This window comes from Bradyrhizobium sp. SZCCHNS30572 (genome assembly GCF_032484415.1).
GTDB lineage: Bacteria > Pseudomonadota > Alphaproteobacteria > Rhizobiales > Xanthobacteraceae > Bradyrhizobium.
The window spans coordinates 73,609-91,422 of record NZ_JAUESY010000004.1; the positions used below are offsets into that span (position 1 = coordinate 73,609).

Annotated in this window: 17 protein-coding genes; 5 read left to right on the plus strand and 12 right to left on the minus strand. The window is 65.5% G+C overall.

The annotated features are described in order from the left end of the window. Nucleotides 1–16: 16 nt before the first annotated feature. The gene (locus tag QX048_RS11605; RefSeq protein WP_315715253.1) at nucleotides 17–823 is read left to right on the plus strand and encodes an enoyl-CoA hydratase/isomerase family protein; all 807 of its coding nucleotides are present in this window, start codon (nucleotides 17–19) and stop codon (nucleotides 821–823) included. Nucleotides 824–933: 110 nt separating this feature from the next. Here QX048_RS11605 and QX048_RS11610 read toward each other — a convergent pair whose 3' ends face one another. The 3 genes from QX048_RS11610 to QX048_RS11620 all read right to left on the minus strand — a co-directional run bounded on the left by QX048_RS11610 (nucleotide 934) and on the right by QX048_RS11620 (nucleotide 4,013). Next, nucleotides 934–1,707 carry a hypothetical protein gene (locus QX048_RS11610; protein ID WP_315825509.1) on the minus strand — a complete coding sequence of 258 codons (774 nt, stop codon included), beginning with the start codon at nucleotides 1,705–1,707 and terminating at the stop codon, nucleotides 934–936. A 126-nt stretch (nucleotides 1,708–1,833) separates the two neighbouring features. Then, nucleotides 1,834–2,628 carry an enoyl-CoA hydratase gene (locus QX048_RS11615; protein ID WP_315825510.1) on the minus strand — a complete coding sequence of 265 codons (795 nt, stop codon included), beginning with the start codon at nucleotides 2,626–2,628 and terminating at the stop codon, nucleotides 1,834–1,836. A gap of 200 nt (nucleotides 2,629–2,828) precedes the next feature. Further along, nucleotides 2,829–4,013, minus strand: coding sequence for an ABC transporter substrate-binding protein (locus QX048_RS11620; protein WP_315825817.1), 1,185 nt, complete (start codon nucleotides 4,011–4,013; stop codon nucleotides 2,829–2,831). Between the two features lie 223 nt (nucleotides 4,014–4,236). Here QX048_RS11620 and QX048_RS11625 point away from each other — a divergent pair, with 223 nt between their 5' ends. Beyond that, entirely contained in the window at nucleotides 4,237–5,013 is a 777-nt protein-coding gene (locus tag QX048_RS11625; protein ID WP_315752293.1) for a thermonuclease family protein, read from the plus strand. A gap of 48 nt (nucleotides 5,014–5,061) precedes the next feature. Continuing rightward, nucleotides 5,062–6,528: a M48 family metalloprotease gene (locus tag QX048_RS11630; protein ID WP_315715427.1), complete on the plus strand. Its 1,467-nt coding sequence runs from the start codon at nucleotides 5,062–5,064 to the stop codon at nucleotides 6,526–6,528. Nucleotides 6,529–6,543: 15 nt separating this feature from the next. Here QX048_RS11630 and QX048_RS11635 read toward each other — a convergent pair whose 3' ends face one another. From QX048_RS11635 to QX048_RS11660, 6 genes are all read right to left on the minus strand, one after another. After that, the gene (locus QX048_RS11635) at nucleotides 6,544–6,957 is read right to left on the minus strand and encodes a hypothetical protein (RefSeq protein WP_315825511.1); all 414 of its coding nucleotides are present in this window, start codon (nucleotides 6,955–6,957) and stop codon (nucleotides 6,544–6,546) included. A gap of 171 nt (nucleotides 6,958–7,128) precedes the next feature. Beyond that, a complete protein-coding gene (locus QX048_RS11640; RefSeq protein ID WP_315825512.1) occupies nucleotides 7,129–7,959 on the minus strand; it encodes a CarD family transcriptional regulator in 831 nt (276 codons plus the stop codon). Between the two features lie 501 nt (nucleotides 7,960–8,460). After that, nucleotides 8,461–8,799 carry a ferredoxin FdxA gene (gene fdxA, locus QX048_RS11645; protein WP_315715248.1) on the minus strand — a complete coding sequence of 113 codons (339 nt, stop codon included), beginning with the start codon at nucleotides 8,797–8,799 and terminating at the stop codon, nucleotides 8,461–8,463. Nucleotides 8,800–8,913: 114 nt separating this feature from the next. After that, nucleotides 8,914–9,219: an RNA-binding S4 domain-containing protein gene (locus QX048_RS11650; RefSeq protein ID WP_315752296.1), complete on the minus strand. Its 306-nt coding sequence runs from the start codon at nucleotides 9,217–9,219 to the stop codon at nucleotides 8,914–8,916. Between the two features lie 22 nt (nucleotides 9,220–9,241). After that, complete coding sequence (locus QX048_RS11655) at nucleotides 9,242–12,811, minus strand: helicase-related protein (protein ID WP_315825513.1); 3,570 nt, start codon at nucleotides 12,809–12,811, stop codon at nucleotides 9,242–9,244. 554 nt (nucleotides 12,812–13,365) lie between these two features. Then, the gene (locus tag QX048_RS11660) at nucleotides 13,366–14,145 is read right to left on the minus strand and encodes a DUF3108 domain-containing protein (protein WP_315825818.1); all 780 of its coding nucleotides are present in this window, start codon (nucleotides 14,143–14,145) and stop codon (nucleotides 13,366–13,368) included. A gap of 612 nt (nucleotides 14,146–14,757) precedes the next feature. Between QX048_RS11660 and rpmB the strand changes: the two genes are divergently transcribed. Both rpmB and QX048_RS11670 read left to right on the plus strand, forming a co-directional pair. Next, on the plus strand, nucleotides 14,758–15,066 hold the full coding sequence (rpmB, locus tag QX048_RS11665; RefSeq protein ID WP_172114511.1) for a 50S ribosomal protein L28: 309 nt from the start codon (nucleotides 14,758–14,760) through the stop codon (nucleotides 15,064–15,066). Between the two features lie 343 nt (nucleotides 15,067–15,409). Next, on the plus strand, nucleotides 15,410–16,672 hold the full coding sequence (locus QX048_RS11670) for a DUF2235 domain-containing protein (protein ID WP_315715245.1): 1,263 nt from the start codon (nucleotides 15,410–15,412) through the stop codon (nucleotides 16,670–16,672). Nucleotides 16,673–16,729: 57 nt separating this feature from the next. Here the strand turns inward: QX048_RS11670 and QX048_RS11675 are convergent, their stop codons facing one another. From QX048_RS11675 to QX048_RS11685, 3 genes are all read right to left on the minus strand, one after another. Beyond that, nucleotides 16,730–16,978, minus strand: a complete 249-nt coding sequence (locus QX048_RS11675; RefSeq protein WP_315715244.1) for a hypothetical protein — start codon at nucleotides 16,976–16,978, stop codon at nucleotides 16,730–16,732. A 158-nt stretch (nucleotides 16,979–17,136) separates the two neighbouring features. Then, nucleotides 17,137–17,373, minus strand: a complete 237-nt coding sequence (locus tag QX048_RS11680) for a transcriptional regulator (protein WP_315715243.1) — start codon at nucleotides 17,371–17,373, stop codon at nucleotides 17,137–17,139. Nucleotides 17,374–17,509: 136 nt separating this feature from the next. After that, on the minus strand, nucleotides 17,510–17,716 hold the full coding sequence (locus QX048_RS11685; RefSeq protein WP_315715242.1) for a cold-shock protein: 207 nt from the start codon (nucleotides 17,714–17,716) through the stop codon (nucleotides 17,510–17,512). Nucleotides 17,717–17,814 lie beyond the last annotated feature (98 nt).

A 17,814-nucleotide genomic window follows, 5' to 3' on the forward strand; every position in this document is an offset into this window, starting at 1 on the left:
GAATCGGAGACCCACCATGACCCACTTCCCTGACATCGGCGTCGAGATCCACGGCCATGTCGGCCTGATCGAGATTCGCCGGCCGCCGCTCAATTTCTTCGACATTGCGCTGATCAACCAGATCGCCGACGCGCTCGAAGGCTTCGACCGCGATATCGAGATCCGCGCCTCGGTGCTGGCGGCGCAGGGCAAGGCGTTCTGCGCCGGCGCCAATTTCACCGATCCGGCGCGCCAGGCGCAGGAAGCGGCCGGCGCCAAAGGCGATCCGGCCGACAGCCTCGGGGCGATCAACCATCTCTACATGCAGGCGGTGCGGATCTTCCGCTGCAAGAAACCGGTGGTCGCCGCCGTGCACGGCGCCGCAATCGGCGGCGGGCTCGGCCTCGCCGTCTCGGCCGACTTCCGCGTCACCTGTCCGGAAGCGCGCTTCTCCGCCAATTTCACCAAGCTCGGCTTCCACCCCGGCTTCGGCCTGACGGTGACGCTGCCGGAACTGGTCGGCAAGAACAACGCCGAGCTGATGTTCTACACCAGCCGCCGCGTCACCGGCGAGGAAGCGCTGAGGATGGGCCTCGCCAATGAATGCGTGCCGCAGGACCAGGTGCGGACGGCTGCGATGAAGCTCGCCGCGGAAATCGCCGAATGCTCGCCGCTCGGCCTGCTGTCGACCCGCGCCACGATGCGCGCCAATCTCGCCGACCGTGTGATGGCAGCAACCGAGCACGAACTCGCCGAACAGACCCGGCTGCGCGCGACCGAGGATTTCAAGGAAGGCGTCAAGGCAACGGAGGAGCGGCGCTTCGCGAACTTCAAGGGGCGGTGACGAACCGCGAGCTTCGATCGACGTCATGGCCGGGCTCGTCCCGGCCATGACGTCTTGATACGAGGAAAGACGAACGTGGATGCCCGGTCAAGCTCGGGCATGCCGATCGACTAATTGGCGACCGCCCCCTGCAACGCGAAGGCAACGCCGCCAGTTGTGAAGCGACCGCCTGAAACCGCATAGCCACGGGCGCGCGCAGCGTCGGCCACACGTGCAGCATCGGCGACGCGGAACGTCAGGCCGCTCATGAGTTCGCGCTCGCCGGGTTCGACACGGATACGGGCGTTCGGCAAGTACAACTGCTCAACACCATCGCTGCCGGCCGCCGGCACCACATCGAGAATGCGCCCCCAATGTGCGGCAAGTGAAGCCGGCGCGGGGCTCTGCAGCACCACCTCGGTCAGCGCCGACGTCACGTCGCTGCGGATCGCTCGCGTCCAATCCGGCCCGGCGGGCGGATACGGGCCGAGCACATCGTCGCTGCCCTCGGTGTGATTGAGCTCGATGAAGGCGGCGCGGCAGTCGCGGGGATGCAGTTGCACCCCGTGATAGGGCGGATGATCGATGACGTTGGCGGTCCGCACACCCATCTCGTTGGCACGGGCGGCACGGCCATCGGGATCATCGCAGGCGAAGATCGCCATGTAGCCGCCGCGGCCGCCGGTCTTGTCCAGGAAGCGTCCCGCCGCGGTGTCCTCGCGGGTCGGCGCGATCACCTCGAGCAGGATCGGCCCGACCGGCAGCAGCGCATTCTCCAGCCCGTATTTGCCGACATGCGGATCGCGGTAGCAGACCTCCAGCCCCATGATCGCGGCGATGTCCGAGACCACCGGCTCGAGCCGGGGCGCGACCAGGCAGATCTGACGGAGGTGGAGGTAAGCCATCGCAGCCCTCTTTGCGGAATCCCCTGTTCACACGAGCCCGCGGCGTCATTGCGAGCGACGCGAAGCAATCCAGAGCTCAGGCCATAACCCTGGATTGCTGCGCTCGCAATGACGGAGAACGCGGAGCTATCGGCCCTGAAACACCGGCGCGCGCTTCTCGACGAACGCCCTGGCCGCCTCTCTGTGATCCTCGGTGTCGCTGCAGCGCGAGTGATGCATCGCCTCGGCGTCGAAGCAGGCCTCCAAGGTCATCGTCTCGGCATTGTTGATGTTGCGCTTGATGTAGCCGAGCGTCACGCTCGGCCCCTGCGCCAGCGACATCGCCAGCGCGCGCGTGGCCGCTTCGACCTCGGCGTCGGGCACGACCTTGGTGACCATGCCCAGGGTGAGCGCCTCCTGCGCCGTCAGGACTGGCGAGGTCAGATACAGCTCCCGCGCCTTGGCGCTGCCGAGCAGTTGGGTGAGGAAATAGGTGCCGCCGAAATCGCCCGACAGCCCGACCTTGGCGAAGGCCGTCGTGATCTTGGCCGACTCGCCGGCCACCCGCAGATCGCAGGCCAGCGCGATCGACAGGCCGGCGCCGGCGGCCGCGCCGTCGATCTGCGCCACCACCGGCTTCTGCATCTGGTGCAGCAGCCGCGACACCTCCATGCGCTCGCGCAAGGTCGTCACCTTGGTCTCGAACGAGGGCGCGGTCTTGGCTTCAGCCATCGCCTTGACGTCGCCGCCGACGCAGAACGTGCCGCCGGCGCCCTTGAGCAGCACCGCGCGCACCTCCGGATCATTGGCCGCGCGATGCGCCGCCTCGACCAGGCCCTTGGTCAGGTCGCTGTTGAGCGCATTTCGCCGCTCCGGCCGGTTCATCGTGATCGTGAGCAGGCCGGAGTCGAGGTGCTGCAGGACGGTGGTGTTGGTCGTCATGGCCGGCGCTCCTTGTTGTTTCCCGGTGTTATGTCTCCGTCATTCCGGGGCGACGCGTCAGCGTCGAACCCGGAATCCCGAGCTGATGGACTCACATCGAGGTTCCGGGTTCAACGCTGCGCGTTGCCTCGGAACGACGGATGTCGCGGCAGAGTTTGCGCCTTGCTCAGGCGCGCCCCGGAATGCCGTCGCCCCGGCCGTCACTTCTTGACGAGCGGGCAGCGCGACGCTTCCAGCGGCTGGAACGCCTCGTTGCCAGACACGGTCGCGAGCAGCTTGTAGTCGTCGGACCTGCTCTTCGATTCCGATGGCTTCTTGACCTCGAACAGATACATGTCGTGCACCATGCGGCCGTCCTCGCGGATGCGGCCGCCCTTGGCGAACATGTCGTTGATCGGGGTCGCCCGCATCAGCTTCATGACGGCGTCCGCATCCGTGGTGCCCGCGGCCTTCACGGCTTTCAGATAGTGCGTGACGGAGGAATAGACGCCGGCCTGGGCCGAGGTCGGCACGCGCTTGGTGCGCTCCATGAAGCGCTTGGTGAAGGCGCGGGTGTCGTCGTTGAGATCCCAGTAGAACGCTTCCGCGACCAGCAGCCCCTGCGCCGTCTCGAGCCCGACGCTGTCGATGTCGGAGACGAAGGCGAGCAAAGGCGACAGCTTCTGTCCGCCCTTGGTGAGGCCGAATTCGGCGGCCTGCTTGATCGCGTTGATGGTGTCGCCGCCGGCATTGGCGAGCCCGATCACCTTGGCCTTGGAGGCCTGCGCCTGCAGCAGAAAGGAGGAGAAGTCCGAGGTGTTGAGCGGATGACGCACGCTGCCGAGCACCTTGCCGCCCGACTTCACCACCACGGCGGTGGTGTCCTTTTCCAGATCCTGGCCGAACGCGTAGTCCGCGGTCAGGAAGAACCAGGTGTCGAGGCCAGACTTCACCGCCGCCAGGCCCGTGACGTTGGCCTGCGCAAAAGTGTCGAACACGTAGTGCACGGTGTACGGGCCGCAGGCCTCGTTGGAGAGCCTGACAGAGCCGGGGCCATTGAAGATGATGATCTTGTTGCGCGCCTTGGCGATCTCGCCGGCGGCCAGCGCGGTGGCGGAGGCTGCGACATCCCAGATCATCTCGACGCCCTGGTTGTCGAGCATGTCGCGCGCGATGTTGGCGGCGAGATCAGCCTTGTTGAGATGGTCGGCCGCGATCACCTCGATCTTGCGGCCCAGCACCTCGCCGCCGAAATCCTCCACCGCCATCTTCGCCGCGGTCTCGCTGCCGGGACCGGTGATGTCGGCGTAGAGGCTCGACATGTCGAGAATGCCGCCGATCTTCAGCGGCGGCTTGCTCTGCGCATGCGCCACGCCTGCGGACAACGTCAGCGCCGACGCCAGCATAAACAACGACGCCGCCGCGCCGCGGATGGTTCTGCTCATCGATATCCTCCCTGCCGGGCGCGTCGCTACATGGCGACGGCCTCTTTGATAGTTCGCATCATGGCCCACGCTTTCGCATGCGGCAAGCGCTCAGCACGCTCAGCAAAAGCGTCGCCGGTCGCCGCTTTCCGCTCAGTGGAATGGAAATTTCGTGCGATGATGCAGCATGACGAGAGAGCGCAGGATGCGGAGCAGACGGAGGCTGATCGCGCTCGGCGCGAGCGTCGCGACCATCGCGATGATGTCGGCGAGTCACGCCACACCGTGCATGTTCGCGGAGCTCGGCGAAGGCCACGTCAGCGAGATCATCGATGCACGCAGCTTCCGTCTCGACGACGGTCGCGAGGTCAGGCTCGCCGGCATCGAGGTGCCGCCGGAGGAGCAGCGCGCGACGTCGATGGATGCGTTGGGCGTGCTGCTGCGCGGCCGCGACGTCGTGCTGCGCGGAGAGGACGACACCCCTGACCGCTATGGCCGGCAGCGGGCCTTCGCGTTCGTGGCCGGCGCAGACCAGCCAGTGCAGAGCGAGCTGCTCCGGCAGGGCGCCGTGCTGCGCGGGGTCGACCTGCCCGACCGGGATTGCGCCCTCAGCCTGGGCGCGGCGGAAGCCGAGGCACGCAGCGCCGGGCGCGGCCTCTGGAAGATTGGGACCGTCATAAAAAACACGGAAAGTCCAGACGATATTTTGTCTCGCGTAGGGCTATTTACGGTTGTCGAAGGGAAGGTGTTGTCCGTACGACAGACGGGGACAACAACTTATCTGAACTTCGCTCGTAGCTGGACACGGGGCTTCGCGGTGATTATTCCAAAGCGTATGATGGCGGTATTGGAAGGTGCCGGTATCGACGTCAAATCACTTGCGAATCGGCAGGTTCGCGTGCGCGGTTGGGTTGAGGCGCATGCGGGTCCGAGACTGGAACTGACACAGACTGCCCAGATCGAGATTTTGAGCGGGAATTGACCGCTGAGGTACGTGAGTAGCGACGTGAACCTGTCTGTTCGAAAGCGCATGACGGTGATGAACTGCGGTTCGCGGATCGCACCGGCGCTGCTGTGCCTGGGACTGGCGTTGGCCGGTTGCAGCGACATGGGCAAGTTGCAGCAGGCGACGGCGCCGATGCCGACGCCGCGGCCGAAGCCGGCGATGGTGCAGACGACGCCGGCGAGTGATCGCGAGCACGAGCGCATTCTCGCAACCTATGGCGGCGCCTATGAGGATCCCCAGCTCGAGGGCCTGATCGGCAAGATCGTCGACCGGCTCGTGGCCGTGTCCGATCGCCCCGACCAGGGCTACAAGGTCACGATCCTGAATTCCGGTGCGGTCAACGCCTTCGCGCTGCCGACCGGCCAGCTCTACGTGACACGCGGCTTGATTGCGCTCGCCAACGACACCTCCGAATTGTCGTCGGTGCTGAGCCACGAGATGGCGCACGTGCTGGCGCGCCATGCCGCGATCCGCGAGGACCAGGCGCGGCAGGCCGCCGTGGTGACCCGCGTCGTCTCAGACATGGGCAACGATCCGGACCTGACGGCGCTGGCGCTCGCCAAGACCAAGCTGACGATGGCGAGCTTCTCGCGCACCCAGGAGTTCGAGGCCGACGGCATCGGCGTCGGCATCTCCGCCAAGGCGAAGTTCGATCCCTACGGCGCGGCGCGCTTCCTGAGCTCGATGGAGCGCAATGCCGAGTTGAAGGCCGGTAAAGTCGCAATCGACCCGCGCGCGCAGGACTTCCTGTCGTCGCATCCGGCGACGCCGGAGCGGGTGCAGAACGCGGCCGCCATCGCCAAGCAATACGTCTCCCCCGAGGCCAGGGAGCATGACCGCGAGACCTACTTGGCTGCAGTCGACAACATCGTCTACGGCGAGGACCCGAGCGAGGGCTTCGTGCGCGGCCGGCGCTTCCTGCATCCGAAGCTCGGCTTCACCTTCCAGGCGCCGGAGAACTTCACGCTCGACAACACCGCGCAGGCGGTGATCGGCGTGCGCGAAGGCGGCGCGCAGGCGATGCGCTTCGACGTGGTGCGCGTGCCGGCCCAGCAGACGCTCGGCGACTATCTGAATTCCGGCTGGATGGAGAACGTCGACAAGTCGGCGACCGAGGAGCTGACGATCAACGGCTTCCCGGCGGCCTCGACCACGGCGAGCGGCGATCCCTGGCAGTTCAAGGTCTACGCGTTGCGCGTCGGCAGCGACGTCTACCGCTTCATCTTCGCCTCGCGGCAGAAATCCACCGAGAGCGAGCGCAATGCGCGGGAGACGGTGAACTCGTTCCGCCGGCTCAGCCTGGAGGAGATCCAGTCGGCCCGGCCGCTGCGCATCAAGGTGATCACCGTGCAGCCGGGCGATACCGTCGAATCGCTTGCGCACCGCATGACCGGCGTCGACCGCCCGGTCGAGCGCTTCCGCGTTCTCAACGGCCTCGACGCCCGCGCCCAGGTCAAGGTCCGCGACCGCGTCAAGATCGTGGTGGAGTGACGGGGCTGCGGCGGCTCAGCTCGGCCAGCTTTCCGGAGGACGTCGTTCCAGCTGGGAAGTAGGAAAAACCGGCTCACGGCGCCGAATGTAGCCTATCATCTTTACGAGACGAGCAAGCGCGCCGACATCGCAGCCGGAGCCGTGGCCGACCACGAATTCGTCGAGGCGATGTAGAACATCCTGCTCTTCCGCACTGCCTATGGCCACCGGCTGGAGATCGTCCGGGTCCTGCTGTCCGTCGTGGACGAACAGCTCCCGGTGGTGCAGCCCCTCAGCATCGGGCATCCTCGATCGCTGCAGCCAGAGCGCGATCGGCTGACCGTCCACGGTCTCGAAACGGGCATCGTATGAACCGCCGTCGCGATACACGTCGACTAATACGAGCTCAGCAAGAGGGCTGGATGCCAGTCCAAGCACCGGATTTGACATGGCGTCCCCCTATGTCGAGGCAAAGCATGGGACGCCCGCTGCGCAGACACCCCGCAGCTGACGATCCAAGAACAGTAGCGGGACGTCGTCAAGGCGACACGCCCAAACAAAAAAGCCCGACCTTGCGGCCGGGCTTTCGTAAGCAACTAATTCGAAAACGCAAACGGTCGATCAGGCGGCCTCGTCGGCCACGGCGGTGTCGTCGCCATCGATGTCGTCACCCTCGCCTTCCGCATCACCTTCGGCGACCGCATCGGCTTCGGTCTTGGCACCGCGGCGCGGGCTCTTGGCGAGCTGCGTCTCGATCTCCTTGACGGCCTCGGTCTCGGTCGAGTGCTGCACGACGGCGATCTCGCGCGACAGACGGTCGAGCGCCGCTTCGTAGAGCTGGCGTTCGCTGTAGGACTGCTCGGGCTGCGACTCCGAACGGTAGAGATCGCGCACGACCTCCGCGATCGCGACGATGTCGCCCGAATTGATCTTCGCTTCGTATTCCTGGGCGCGACGCGACCACATGGTGCGCTTGACGCGGGCACGGCCCTTCAGGGTCTCCAGCGCCTTCTTCACCAGCGCCGGGTCGGACAGCTTGCGCATGCCGACATTGGCGACCTTGGCGGTCGGCACCCGCAGCGTCATCTTGTCCTTGATGAAGTTGATGACGAACAGCTCGAGCTTGGCGCCCGCGATCTCCTGCTCCTCGATGGCCAGGATCTGGCCGACGCCGTGAGCCGGATAGACGACGAATTCGTTGGTCTTGAAGCCCTGGCGCTGGGTCGGCAGCTTCTTTTCCTCGACGCGCGGCGCGGCCGCGGCGGGAACAGCCGGCTTGGCGGCGACGGCGGGCTTGGCAACAGGGGCAGCGGCCGCGGGAACGGCGGTCTTGGTGGCAGCCTTGGGCGCAGCGGCGGCCTTGGCAGGCGCAGCCTTGGCAACAGAGTCCTTTGCAAGAGTGGTCTTCGCGGCGGATGCTTTCGCGGCAGTCTTGGCAGTCTTTTCAGGCATTGCGCTTCTTTTGTTCTTGGTGGACTTGGCAGCCGAGGCCTTCGCGGCAGCCCGAATCTCCTTTACAGGAGCCCGGGCACGGCCCTTGGAAACGCTGCGGCTGGCCGCGGCGGCTTTTTTTGTACTCTTGGAAGCACTCTTTTTACGCGTTTTCTGTGACACAGCCTGCGCGCGGAACTGCCACGCCCCTGTTTGATGTTGCGGGAACCTAAAAGGGCGGCCAAAAAAGGTTACGCATGGCCGGGTTCGGCTCTGAGAATGTGCTATATATAGCACATTTGCCGCAAAAATCAATGATTTAGAGGCCGCAGGGGCGGTATTGTGACGGATCCACGAAGTTAGGGTTAAGTGCAACGTGCCGGAATAGAACAACTCATGCAGCGGTTCCCGCTCACCGCATGAGGTGTTCTAGGCCATTGTTTCCGCGCAACGATTTCGATCGGCGCGATGGCGCCCCGCAGGACGGGGCGCGCTGGTGCCTCGCAGGTAGCGAGACGACCGTCAGTCTCCGGCGCCGGGCTTCGACGAAAAATATTTCTGGAACTTTCCATCCTCGCCGTCGTGCTCCTTGGCGTCGGCCGGCGGGTCCTTCTTCTGAGTGATGTTGGGCCAGGACTTGGCATATTCGGCGTTCACGCCCAGCCACTTCTCCAGCCCCGGCTCGGTATCCGGCTTGATCGCGTCGGCCGGGCATTCCGGCTCGCACACGCCGCAATCGATGCATTCGTCCGGATGAATGACCAGCATGTTGTCGCCCTCGTAGAAGCAGTCTACCGGGCAGACCTCAACGCAATCGGTGTATTTGCACTTGATACAGTTTTCGGTGACGACGTAAGTCATCCAAGGCTCCGGAACGGATCGACAATTCGGCTGGCTTGGACTAGCGCAGGACGTGATGTGCCGCAAGTGAAGCGGGGCGAAGAACTGAACTGGACATTGCTCTGGCGCAATCGATCAGGATCGTCCGCCATCCAGATCATCGTACAGTCCGCGCACCGAGGCAGCATCGCCGCGACGCTCGGCAAAGCCGGTCACCTTGAGCACGCGCACGCTGCGATCGAGCGCGATGGTCAGCACATCACCGGTCTTCACCCCATGGCCCGGCGAGGTCTCGCGCACACCATTGACCCGGACGTGCCCCGACGACACCAGCGCGGCGGCGCTGGTGCGCGCCTTCACCAGCCGCGCATGCCACAGCCATTTGTCGAGGCGCTGGCGCTCTGACGGGGTGTCGGACGTCGGCGTTGTCCTTCCAACCAATCTTGCCAACCGATCTTGCCGCTCAGTCCTTGCGGTTGTTCCCCGCGAGTTGCTCCTTGAGCGCGGCGAGCTTGGCGAACGGCGAATTGGGATCGACCGGACGGTCGCGATCCCGGCCGCCGCCGCTGCTCGATGCGTAGGGCCGCAGCGCCGGGCCGCTGTCGCGCTTGTCGCGGCCGCCCTTGCCGAAGTCGCGGCCGCCGCGCCCCTCGCGGTCACCGCCGAACTTGCCACCCTTGTTGCGATCCCGGTTCTGGTCGCGCCCCTTGGCATCATGATCGCGGCGCGGCCCGCGATCCTCGCGCGCCGGCGCCGATGCGCCCTCGGCTGGTGGAGCCGCACCAGCCTCCGGCGGGCCCTTGCGGAAGTCCTTGCCGAACTCCTTCATCCGGTCGCGCCGGCCATGGCCGCGGTGATGGCGCTCGCGCGCCTCGCCGCCCTCGGCCGGAGCGGTCCCGGCCGGTGCCTGGCCGCCGCCGGCGGCCTGCCCGCGCTCATGCTGCGGACGGTTGGGCCGGCCGCGATGATGATGGTCGTGGCGCGGCCGGCGCTCCTCCGAACGCCCGCCCGGCCGCCAGACCTCGACCAGGACGGGCTCGGCAGCAGGCGCGGCCTCGGCGGGAGAAGCCTCGGTAGCGTTCGATCCAGCAGCAGTTTCCGCCGCGGCGGCTTCAGCCGAAGCGTCGCCGATGCTCGTTGCCTCGTTCGCGACGGCCTCAGCGGCTTCGGGCTGCGGCGCATCCGCAGCGACGGCGGTTTCCGCCTCGGCGACGACGCTTTCGGTAGCCGTCTCGGCCACGGACGCCTCGTCCGCCACATCCGGCGTGACGAAATCGACGGTCGGCAGCGATGCCAAGGCCGACACCGACGCGGCTTCCGCCTGCTCCTCACCGACCACCGCGGGCACGGCGACGGCCTGCTCGGTCACCGGAGCGACGGCGGCCTCCGCGACGGTGGGAACCTGCTCGTCGGCCGGCTCGCCGGCGACAACTGCGAGGTCCTCGGCCGGCACGGCCTGCGCATCTGCCGGCTCAGCCGGAGCGGCTTCCGCAGCGGCAGCCTCTGCGACGGCAGCAGCCTCGACGGGCTTCTCAATCGGCTTGGGCGGCAGCGGCGGGCGCTTCTCCATGCGATAGCCGAGCGCGCGCAGGATCGAGGCGAAGTCCTCGCCGGCCGAGCCGGTGAGCGAGGTCATCGCCTGCGTCACCACGAAGCCGCGGCCGTCGAAGGCGCCGGCCGGCTTTTCGCCCGGTGCATTGTCGCGCCAGGCCAGGGCGGGACGAATCAGGTCGGCCAGCCGCTCCAGGATGTCGACGCGCACGGCGCGCTCGCCCGCCTGCTTGTAGCCGAGCACGCGATAGGCATCGCGCGGCAGCGCCTTGTCGACCGGGAACGAGGTCCGGCCCGAGCTCGCCAGATGCTGCGCGCCGGTCAGCGCGGACATGTCGACATTGCCCTGCTTCTCGGCCCACAGCAGCGCAGCGAGCGCGCGCGCGGCGGGCTTGAGCAGCGCCGGGACGTAGATGTGGTAGGCACCGAAGCGCACGCCGTACTTGCGCAAGGTGGCGCGCGACGGCTGGTCCAGATCCTTCATCTCGGCGGCGATCTTGGCGCGCTCGATGACGCCGAGCGCCTCCACCAGCTGGAACGCGATGCCGCGGCCGATGCCGGTGATGTCCTCGGCCTTGGACAACTCGAACAGCGGGCCGAGCAGCTTCTCGATATGCGTCTTCAGCCACAGATCGAGTCGCGCCTGGACCTTGTCGCGCGCAGCACCGGTCAGCCGCTCGTCGGCGATGATGCGCAGGCGCGGATGCAGCGCGTCGTCGGCCGCGACCAGCTTGGCGACCGCGTCGCCGGTCCAGCGCACCGTGCCGTCGGCGGTGAGCACGATGTGCTCGTCAGGCGCGCTGGACAGCTTCTCGGCGCGCGCCTCGATCTCGCCGGCCAGCGCCTTCTGGGCAGCAGCCTGCAAGGCCTTGGCCTCCGAGCCGGCTTCGGCGGCGTCGGGCGCGAAGGTGAATCCATCCAGGCGGCCGATCGCGTGCCCTTCAACGATCACTTCGCCAGTCTTGCCGATTTCCGTATTCAAAACACTGTTCTCCCGCAGGCGCCGCATCAATACACTGGTACGACGATCAACGAAACGCTCCGTGAGCCGTTCATGAAGGGCGTCTGACAATTTATTTTCGAGTTCGCGGGTAATCCCCTGCCAATAATCAGGGTCGCGCAGCCAGTCGGGCCGGTTGGCCACGAAGGTCCAGGTACGGATCTGTGCAATCCGCCCCGACAGCGTATCGATGTCGCCATCGACGCGGTCGGCCTGATCGACCTGGGCCGCGTACCAGGCGTCCGGAATACGCCCCTTCTGCATCAGGAAGCCGAACACGGTGGTCACCAGCTCCGCATGGGCGGCCGGCGACAGCCTGCGATAGTCGGGAATCTGGCAGGTTTCCCACAGACGCTCGACCGCGGCCGCGCCGTGAGCGATGTCGCGCACCTCGGCATCGCGCGCGGCGTGATCGAGCACGCGCAGGTCCTCCGCAATCGGCGCGCGCGTCAGCGCCTCATGCGCCGGCGCGACCGCCAGCGAGACCTGAAGCGCGCTCAAGGACGCGAAATCAAGCCGGGAGTTGCGCCATTGCAGCACCTTCACGGTATCGAAGGCATGGTTCTGGAGCGCATTGACCAGCTCGGGCTCGAATGGCGCACAACGTCCGGTGGTGCCGAACGTGCCATTGCGCGTCGCGCGTCCGGCACGGCCGGCGATCTGGGCAAATTCCGACGGCGTGAGCCGGCGGAACTGATAGCCGTCATATTTGCGGTCGGACGCGAAGGCGACGTGATCGACGTCGAGATTGAGCCCCATGCCGACCGCATCGGTGGCGACGAGATAGTCGACGTCACCGTTCTGGAACATCGCCACCTGCGCGTTGCGGGTTCGCGGCGACAGCGATCCCAGCACGACAGCGGCGCCGCCATGCTGGCGGCGGATCAGCTCGGCGATGGCGTAGACCTCGTCGGCCGAGAACGCCACGATAGCGGTCCGGCGCGGCTGTCGCGTGATCTTGCGATCACCGGCGAATTCGAGTTGCGACAATCGTGGCCGCGTCACCATCGACGCGCCCGGCAGCAGACGCTCGATGATGGGGCGCATCGTCGCAGCACCCAGCAGCAGCGTCTCGTCGCGACCGCGGCGATTGAGGATGCGGTCGGTGAAGACGTGGCCGCGCTCCAGATCGGACGCGATCTGGATCTCGTCGACGGCCAGGAACGACACGTCGAGATCCCTGGGCATCGCTTCGACGGTCGACACCCAGTAGCGCGGATTTTTCGGCTTGATCTTCTCCTCGCCGGTGATCAGCGCGACGGCCTCGCTGCCGACGCGATCGGCGATCTTGTTGTAGACCTCACGCGCGAGCAGCCGCAGCGGCAGTCCGATGATGCCGGAGGAATGCGCGAGCATGCGCTCGATCGCCAGATGCGTCTTGCCGGTGTTGGTGGGGCCGAGCACGGCGGTGACGCCGCTTCCGGGAGCGCGGTCGGACGTGCGCTCGAAAGGCGAGGCAGCCGAAGAGGACGGAAAAGCCATTCGTTAAATGTGGGTCTCGAAGCCGGCGTTGGAAGCGCGCCGTTCACGCGCGACGGATGCGGAATAATCGTGTGTCTGGAGAGGCTGCGATGCTGCCCCCTGTCTCACATTGTGACGCATATAGTGACGCAGCTTAAGCTTCGGAACGCCTTGAGAACGAATCGCGAAGGAATCGCTGACTCCGTCGGCTTTCCGGCTTCGTTCACCGCAACATCTCGCGCTCTGCCATCAAGCCAGCACTAGATCAAGTTTTCGCGGGCTCCACAAGCAACGCTTTCGCGATGGAACTGGCGCGCGTTCAGCGCGTCCCGAGTCGAATCAGAATCAGGGAAGAGTCAAACGGATTCACGCGCAGCAGACAGCATCCATAGGGGGTCCCGACAAATCGGAGCTCATGAGCCCGTCAGTCCGGAGATCATGCAGCGCGAACCCGGAATCTCCATCGGATTCAAGCGATAGCGGACGGCATGCCGTCAGACCATCACGCCACGGCCGCTGACGGGGCTGTGCCGCAACGACGAGATTCCGATGTGGAGGAGCAGAGAAACGACGCACTACTGGGTCTTGGCGACGTGCGGCGCCGCCTGGGTGATGAACGACGTCGCTTCCAGCATCGCGGTCCCCAACGGGGTCGGGATCACCATCTTGAACGGCACCAGCACACGGGTGCCGGCGATCGGCACGAAGAAGATCTCCATGTTGCGGGCCTGAGCCAGATATTTGATCACCGGCCGGTCCGGGATGTAGCCCGCGACTGGCGTGAAGTAGATCGCGCAGACCAGCGCCGGGCCACGATAACCCTTGTCTGCCTTGACGTTCTCCATGCGCTTGTAGTCGAGCTTGAGCTCGTAGCGCATGCGGCCGTCGAACACGGGCGCAGCGCCGCGGCACGAGTCCGGCGACAGCAGCTCGCCGTTGCCCGGCACGCGCACCAGAGAGGCCGTCATCGGATCGAGCACGCCACGCTTGTGGGCATCCGTCACCGGAATGCGGTCGGGATCGACCGGAGGCGCCGGCTCGATGGCGAAGTCCTTCACAGTACCGTTCTGCAGATTGACGCGGATCTGCTCGGATTTCTTTCCCGTCGTGGTCGAGGCCTGGTAGCTCTGGCCGACCAGGGCGCCGTTGACGACGCGCCCCTGCACCGAGCCGGTGCCTGATCCTTGCGAGAAGCTCTTGAGCAGGCCGGCGGTGCCGCCCTGAGCCGCGGCACCATACTGATCATCCCCGATCTCGACCGCCCAGGTGCCCTTGCCGACGGGGATGCCAGCCAGGGAAGCCTCGTATTGAGCGTCCAACCGAGCCTGCGCCTGGGCGTTTTGCGCCAGTAACAACAGGCAGAGCGCTGCCCCGGCCGCGGCCAGGCGACAGCAGAGAAATGAGGGAACCGAGATGATGGTCACGTGACGAATGATCCTACCGATCCGCCTGCCTGAGCGCCGGACCGATCCGACGCGCCGTCCTTGCTACTTAAGCCAAAAACGCCTTCAAACAACGCGAACCGTCCGACAATGGCGGTTTGTCCAGCGCTTTGCAGCTGAACAGCACTCAGACCGTCATCCGCAGCTCTGCCGGAACCGAGCCGCGAACCTCCGACCGCGCCAGCATGCCGCCATTCCGGCATTTCGGACTGTTCGCGGGATATCCATCCATCACGTCCGAATGCGCCCTTTATATGGTCTAAACTATCGGCTATACTATTGATTATACGCCTGCTTTTCTGCTGGTTGGCGATTTCGGCCCGACCAGGAGGATGCACGGGTCGCGCCCTTCGGGTTCGCCGGCCCGGCTCCCTCTATTCGCTGCGGCCTTCAAAACCTTGACGAAAAGCCGCATCCCCCCTATACGACCGCATCTCCCAGAGACGAGCTGGACGAGTTTTGGACCCCCGCGGCCCGCCGACACAGGCGGACGAAGGGTGCGGGGATGAGAGAGGATTTATTGCCATGTCGCGGCGCTGTGAACTGACGGCCAAGGGTCCCCAGGTTGGCCACAAGGTCAGCCACTCCAACATCAAGACCAAGCGGCGCTTCCTGCCGAACCTGTGCAACGTGACCTTCATCTCGGATGCACTCGGCCGCAACGTGCGCCTGCGCGTCTCCACCAACGCGCTCAAGAGCGTCGACCACAATGGCGGCCTCGATGCCTATCTGCTCAAGGCCAACGCCGCGACCCTGTCGCCGCGCGCGCTGGAGCTGAAGCGCGCCATCGAGAAGAAGGCGGCGGACGCTGCCCCGGTCGCCAAGGCGAGCTGAGAGAGCGCGCCGAAATTCAGGATTGATGCAGAAGCCGGACGCGTCACGGGCGCGGCTTCAAGCTGAACGAGATGTCGAAACGGCCGGGTCGAGAGATCCGGCCGTTTTGCTTGCGGATGCCGTGACCAACTGACAACTCTGGACACGGGCAGCAGGCGTGGGGCGGCAGGACTGGTCGGGTGACCATCCGTTCGTACAACGGCGCCCCGCAGTCACTTCGCGATGTCCGCCGCGCCGCGCGCAACAGCGACCCAGACGAAGTGCCATAGGGAACCGACCTCCCCAACACCAGCCGGATGCTCTACACTCGTTGCGGTAGCATTATTGCGGACATTCCTTTGCCATGAAGAATATTGTCATCTGCTGCGACGGCACCGGCAACGAGATCAGCGAGAACATCTCGAACGTGCTCAAGCTTTATCGGTGCCTGCGCAAGACCGACAAGACGACACCGCATCAGGTCGTGTTCTACGATCCCGGCGTCGGCACGTTGACGCAGCCCGACAGCTGGCATCGCTTCAAGGCCAATTTCAACATGGTGCTGGGGCTCGCGACGGGCTACGGCCTCGACGACAACGTCATCAACGCCTACTCTTTCCTGGCCACGCAGTACCAGGACGGCGATCGCATCTTCCTGTTCGGCTTCTCGCGGGGCGCCTACACCGTGCGCGTGCTGGCCGGGCTGATCCACAAGATCGGGCTGATCTCGCCGGGTCAGATCAATCTCGTCGGCCCGGGCGTGATTGCCTACAAGAAGTACTCCTCCGACAATCCGAAGGCCGGGCGCGGCATCACCAAGGAGCTCGAGAGCACCGAGGAGGACGGGCCGATCCCGGAGAGCCGCGCCGACCAGGCCGCGCAGTTCGCGCGGATCACCTCGACGCGCTGGCCGACGATCCATTTCGTCGGCGTGTGGGACACGGTGGCGAGCGTGATCGTGCCGCGCACCGACCGGCTGTTTGCGCTGCCGAGCCTTGAGGAGCTCGCCTTCACGATCGAGAACCCGAGCGTGAAGATCTTCCGTCAGGCTGCGGCGATCGACGAGCGCCGCTGCATGTTCCGGCTGAAGCCGTGGGGGATGCCGCAGACCTTCACGCCGAACCGCTTCAACAAGGCGCAGGCGCGACCGCAGGACGCCAAACAGGTGTGGTTCGCCGGCGTGCATTCCGACGTCGGCGGCGGCTATCCCGAGGTGCGGTCGGCGGCTTCGAAATATCCGCTGCTGTGGATGATCGACGAGGCGGTCGAGGCCGGGCTGACGGTCAATCCGCGCACGGTGAATCAGCTCGCCTGGGGCGTGCAGCGCAAGAACAGTCCGTTCTCCTATGTGGCGCCGAGCGTCCAGGGCCCCCTGCACGATTCGATGACGCCGGCCTGGCGGCTGCTGGAATGGCTGCCGAAGAGCGCGACGTACAAGGAGTGGCCGGAGCGCAAGGCGCATTTCGGATTGTACGTTCCGAATTGCGAGCCGCGCTTCATTCCCGAGGGCGCGTTCATCCACGAGAGCGTGCTGATGCGGATCGCAGAATCGCAGGACTACCGGCCCGTCAATCTGCCCGCGTCCTATGAGCGCGTCCCGCTTCCGGTCAAACAGAAGGCGGAGTAGCAACGGCGCGTTGCGCGTCGGGCAGCGTCTTCAGAGGCCCGCGTGTGGCGGATCGCCTCAGATCATGCGCAGATGGATGACGCCGTCGGTCACCTCGCCACGGGCGAACTGCTCGCGCGCCATCTGCTCGAACGCCGTGCGGTTTCGCTGCAGATAGGCGAACGCCTGGTTGCGGGTGCAAAAGCAGGTCTCGAGATGACAGACCTGCCGCGTGGCGCCGATTGCGAGCGCGAATGCGATCGTCTGGCCTCCACGCTGCGTCTCGTCCTTGGCGATGCGAACGTCTGTAGCTGTCGACTTGGCCACGTCAGCCTCCTCGGTACGAAGGTCGGGTCTGTACGCGGGACGCGGTTGAGACGTAATGATCAGGCATGGATCGCCCGTCTGTTCGAGCACCGGCAACGGATCTGAAGTTCCGATAGTTCCACCGGGCAGCCGACGTCGGAAGGCGAGACGAAACCGCCCTAGCGAGCGACCTTCTTCCGCCGCTTCGGCGCAGGCGCCGCGTCAGAACCCGCTTGCGCAGCTTCCGCTTCCTTGGCGAGCCGCAACACGCGCAGCCGCTCCATGTTCTTGCGGACCGCGGTCGCGCGCTGATCCCATTCGGCGCGCGCCTTCGCCCCGTCCTCGGCGGCGACGCGCTGGCGCTCCGACCGCGCAATGCTTTCGGGGGAGCGTTCTGACATCTTCTTGGTGGCCATCGACCGATCCTTCCGGAAATGCGGGTTACCGTCGAGACGCAGAAAGCCCGCTCAATACAGGATCGAGCGGGCAAACCGGCCATTTCAGTACATCCGTGAAATGGCCCAAGACGTCAGAGACGTCAGATCAGTGCGATCAGACCAGCGCGAGATTTTCTGCGCTGGTTTTACCGCGCATCTTGTCCGTCTTGACCTCAAAACTGACTTTCTGGCCTTCAGCCAGACCGGCGAGACCAGCGCGTTCAACAGCGCTGATGTGAACGAACACGTCGTTCCCGCCATCCTGCGGCTGAATGAAACCAAAGCCCTTCTGGCCATTGAACCACTTGACCGTACCCTGCATGTCTATCTCCAAATCATTCACCGCGCGACCATCACGCGATCTCATTCAACTGAGCGATGACTTTTGGAAATAGCCCACAGGCACATTCAGAAAGGCAC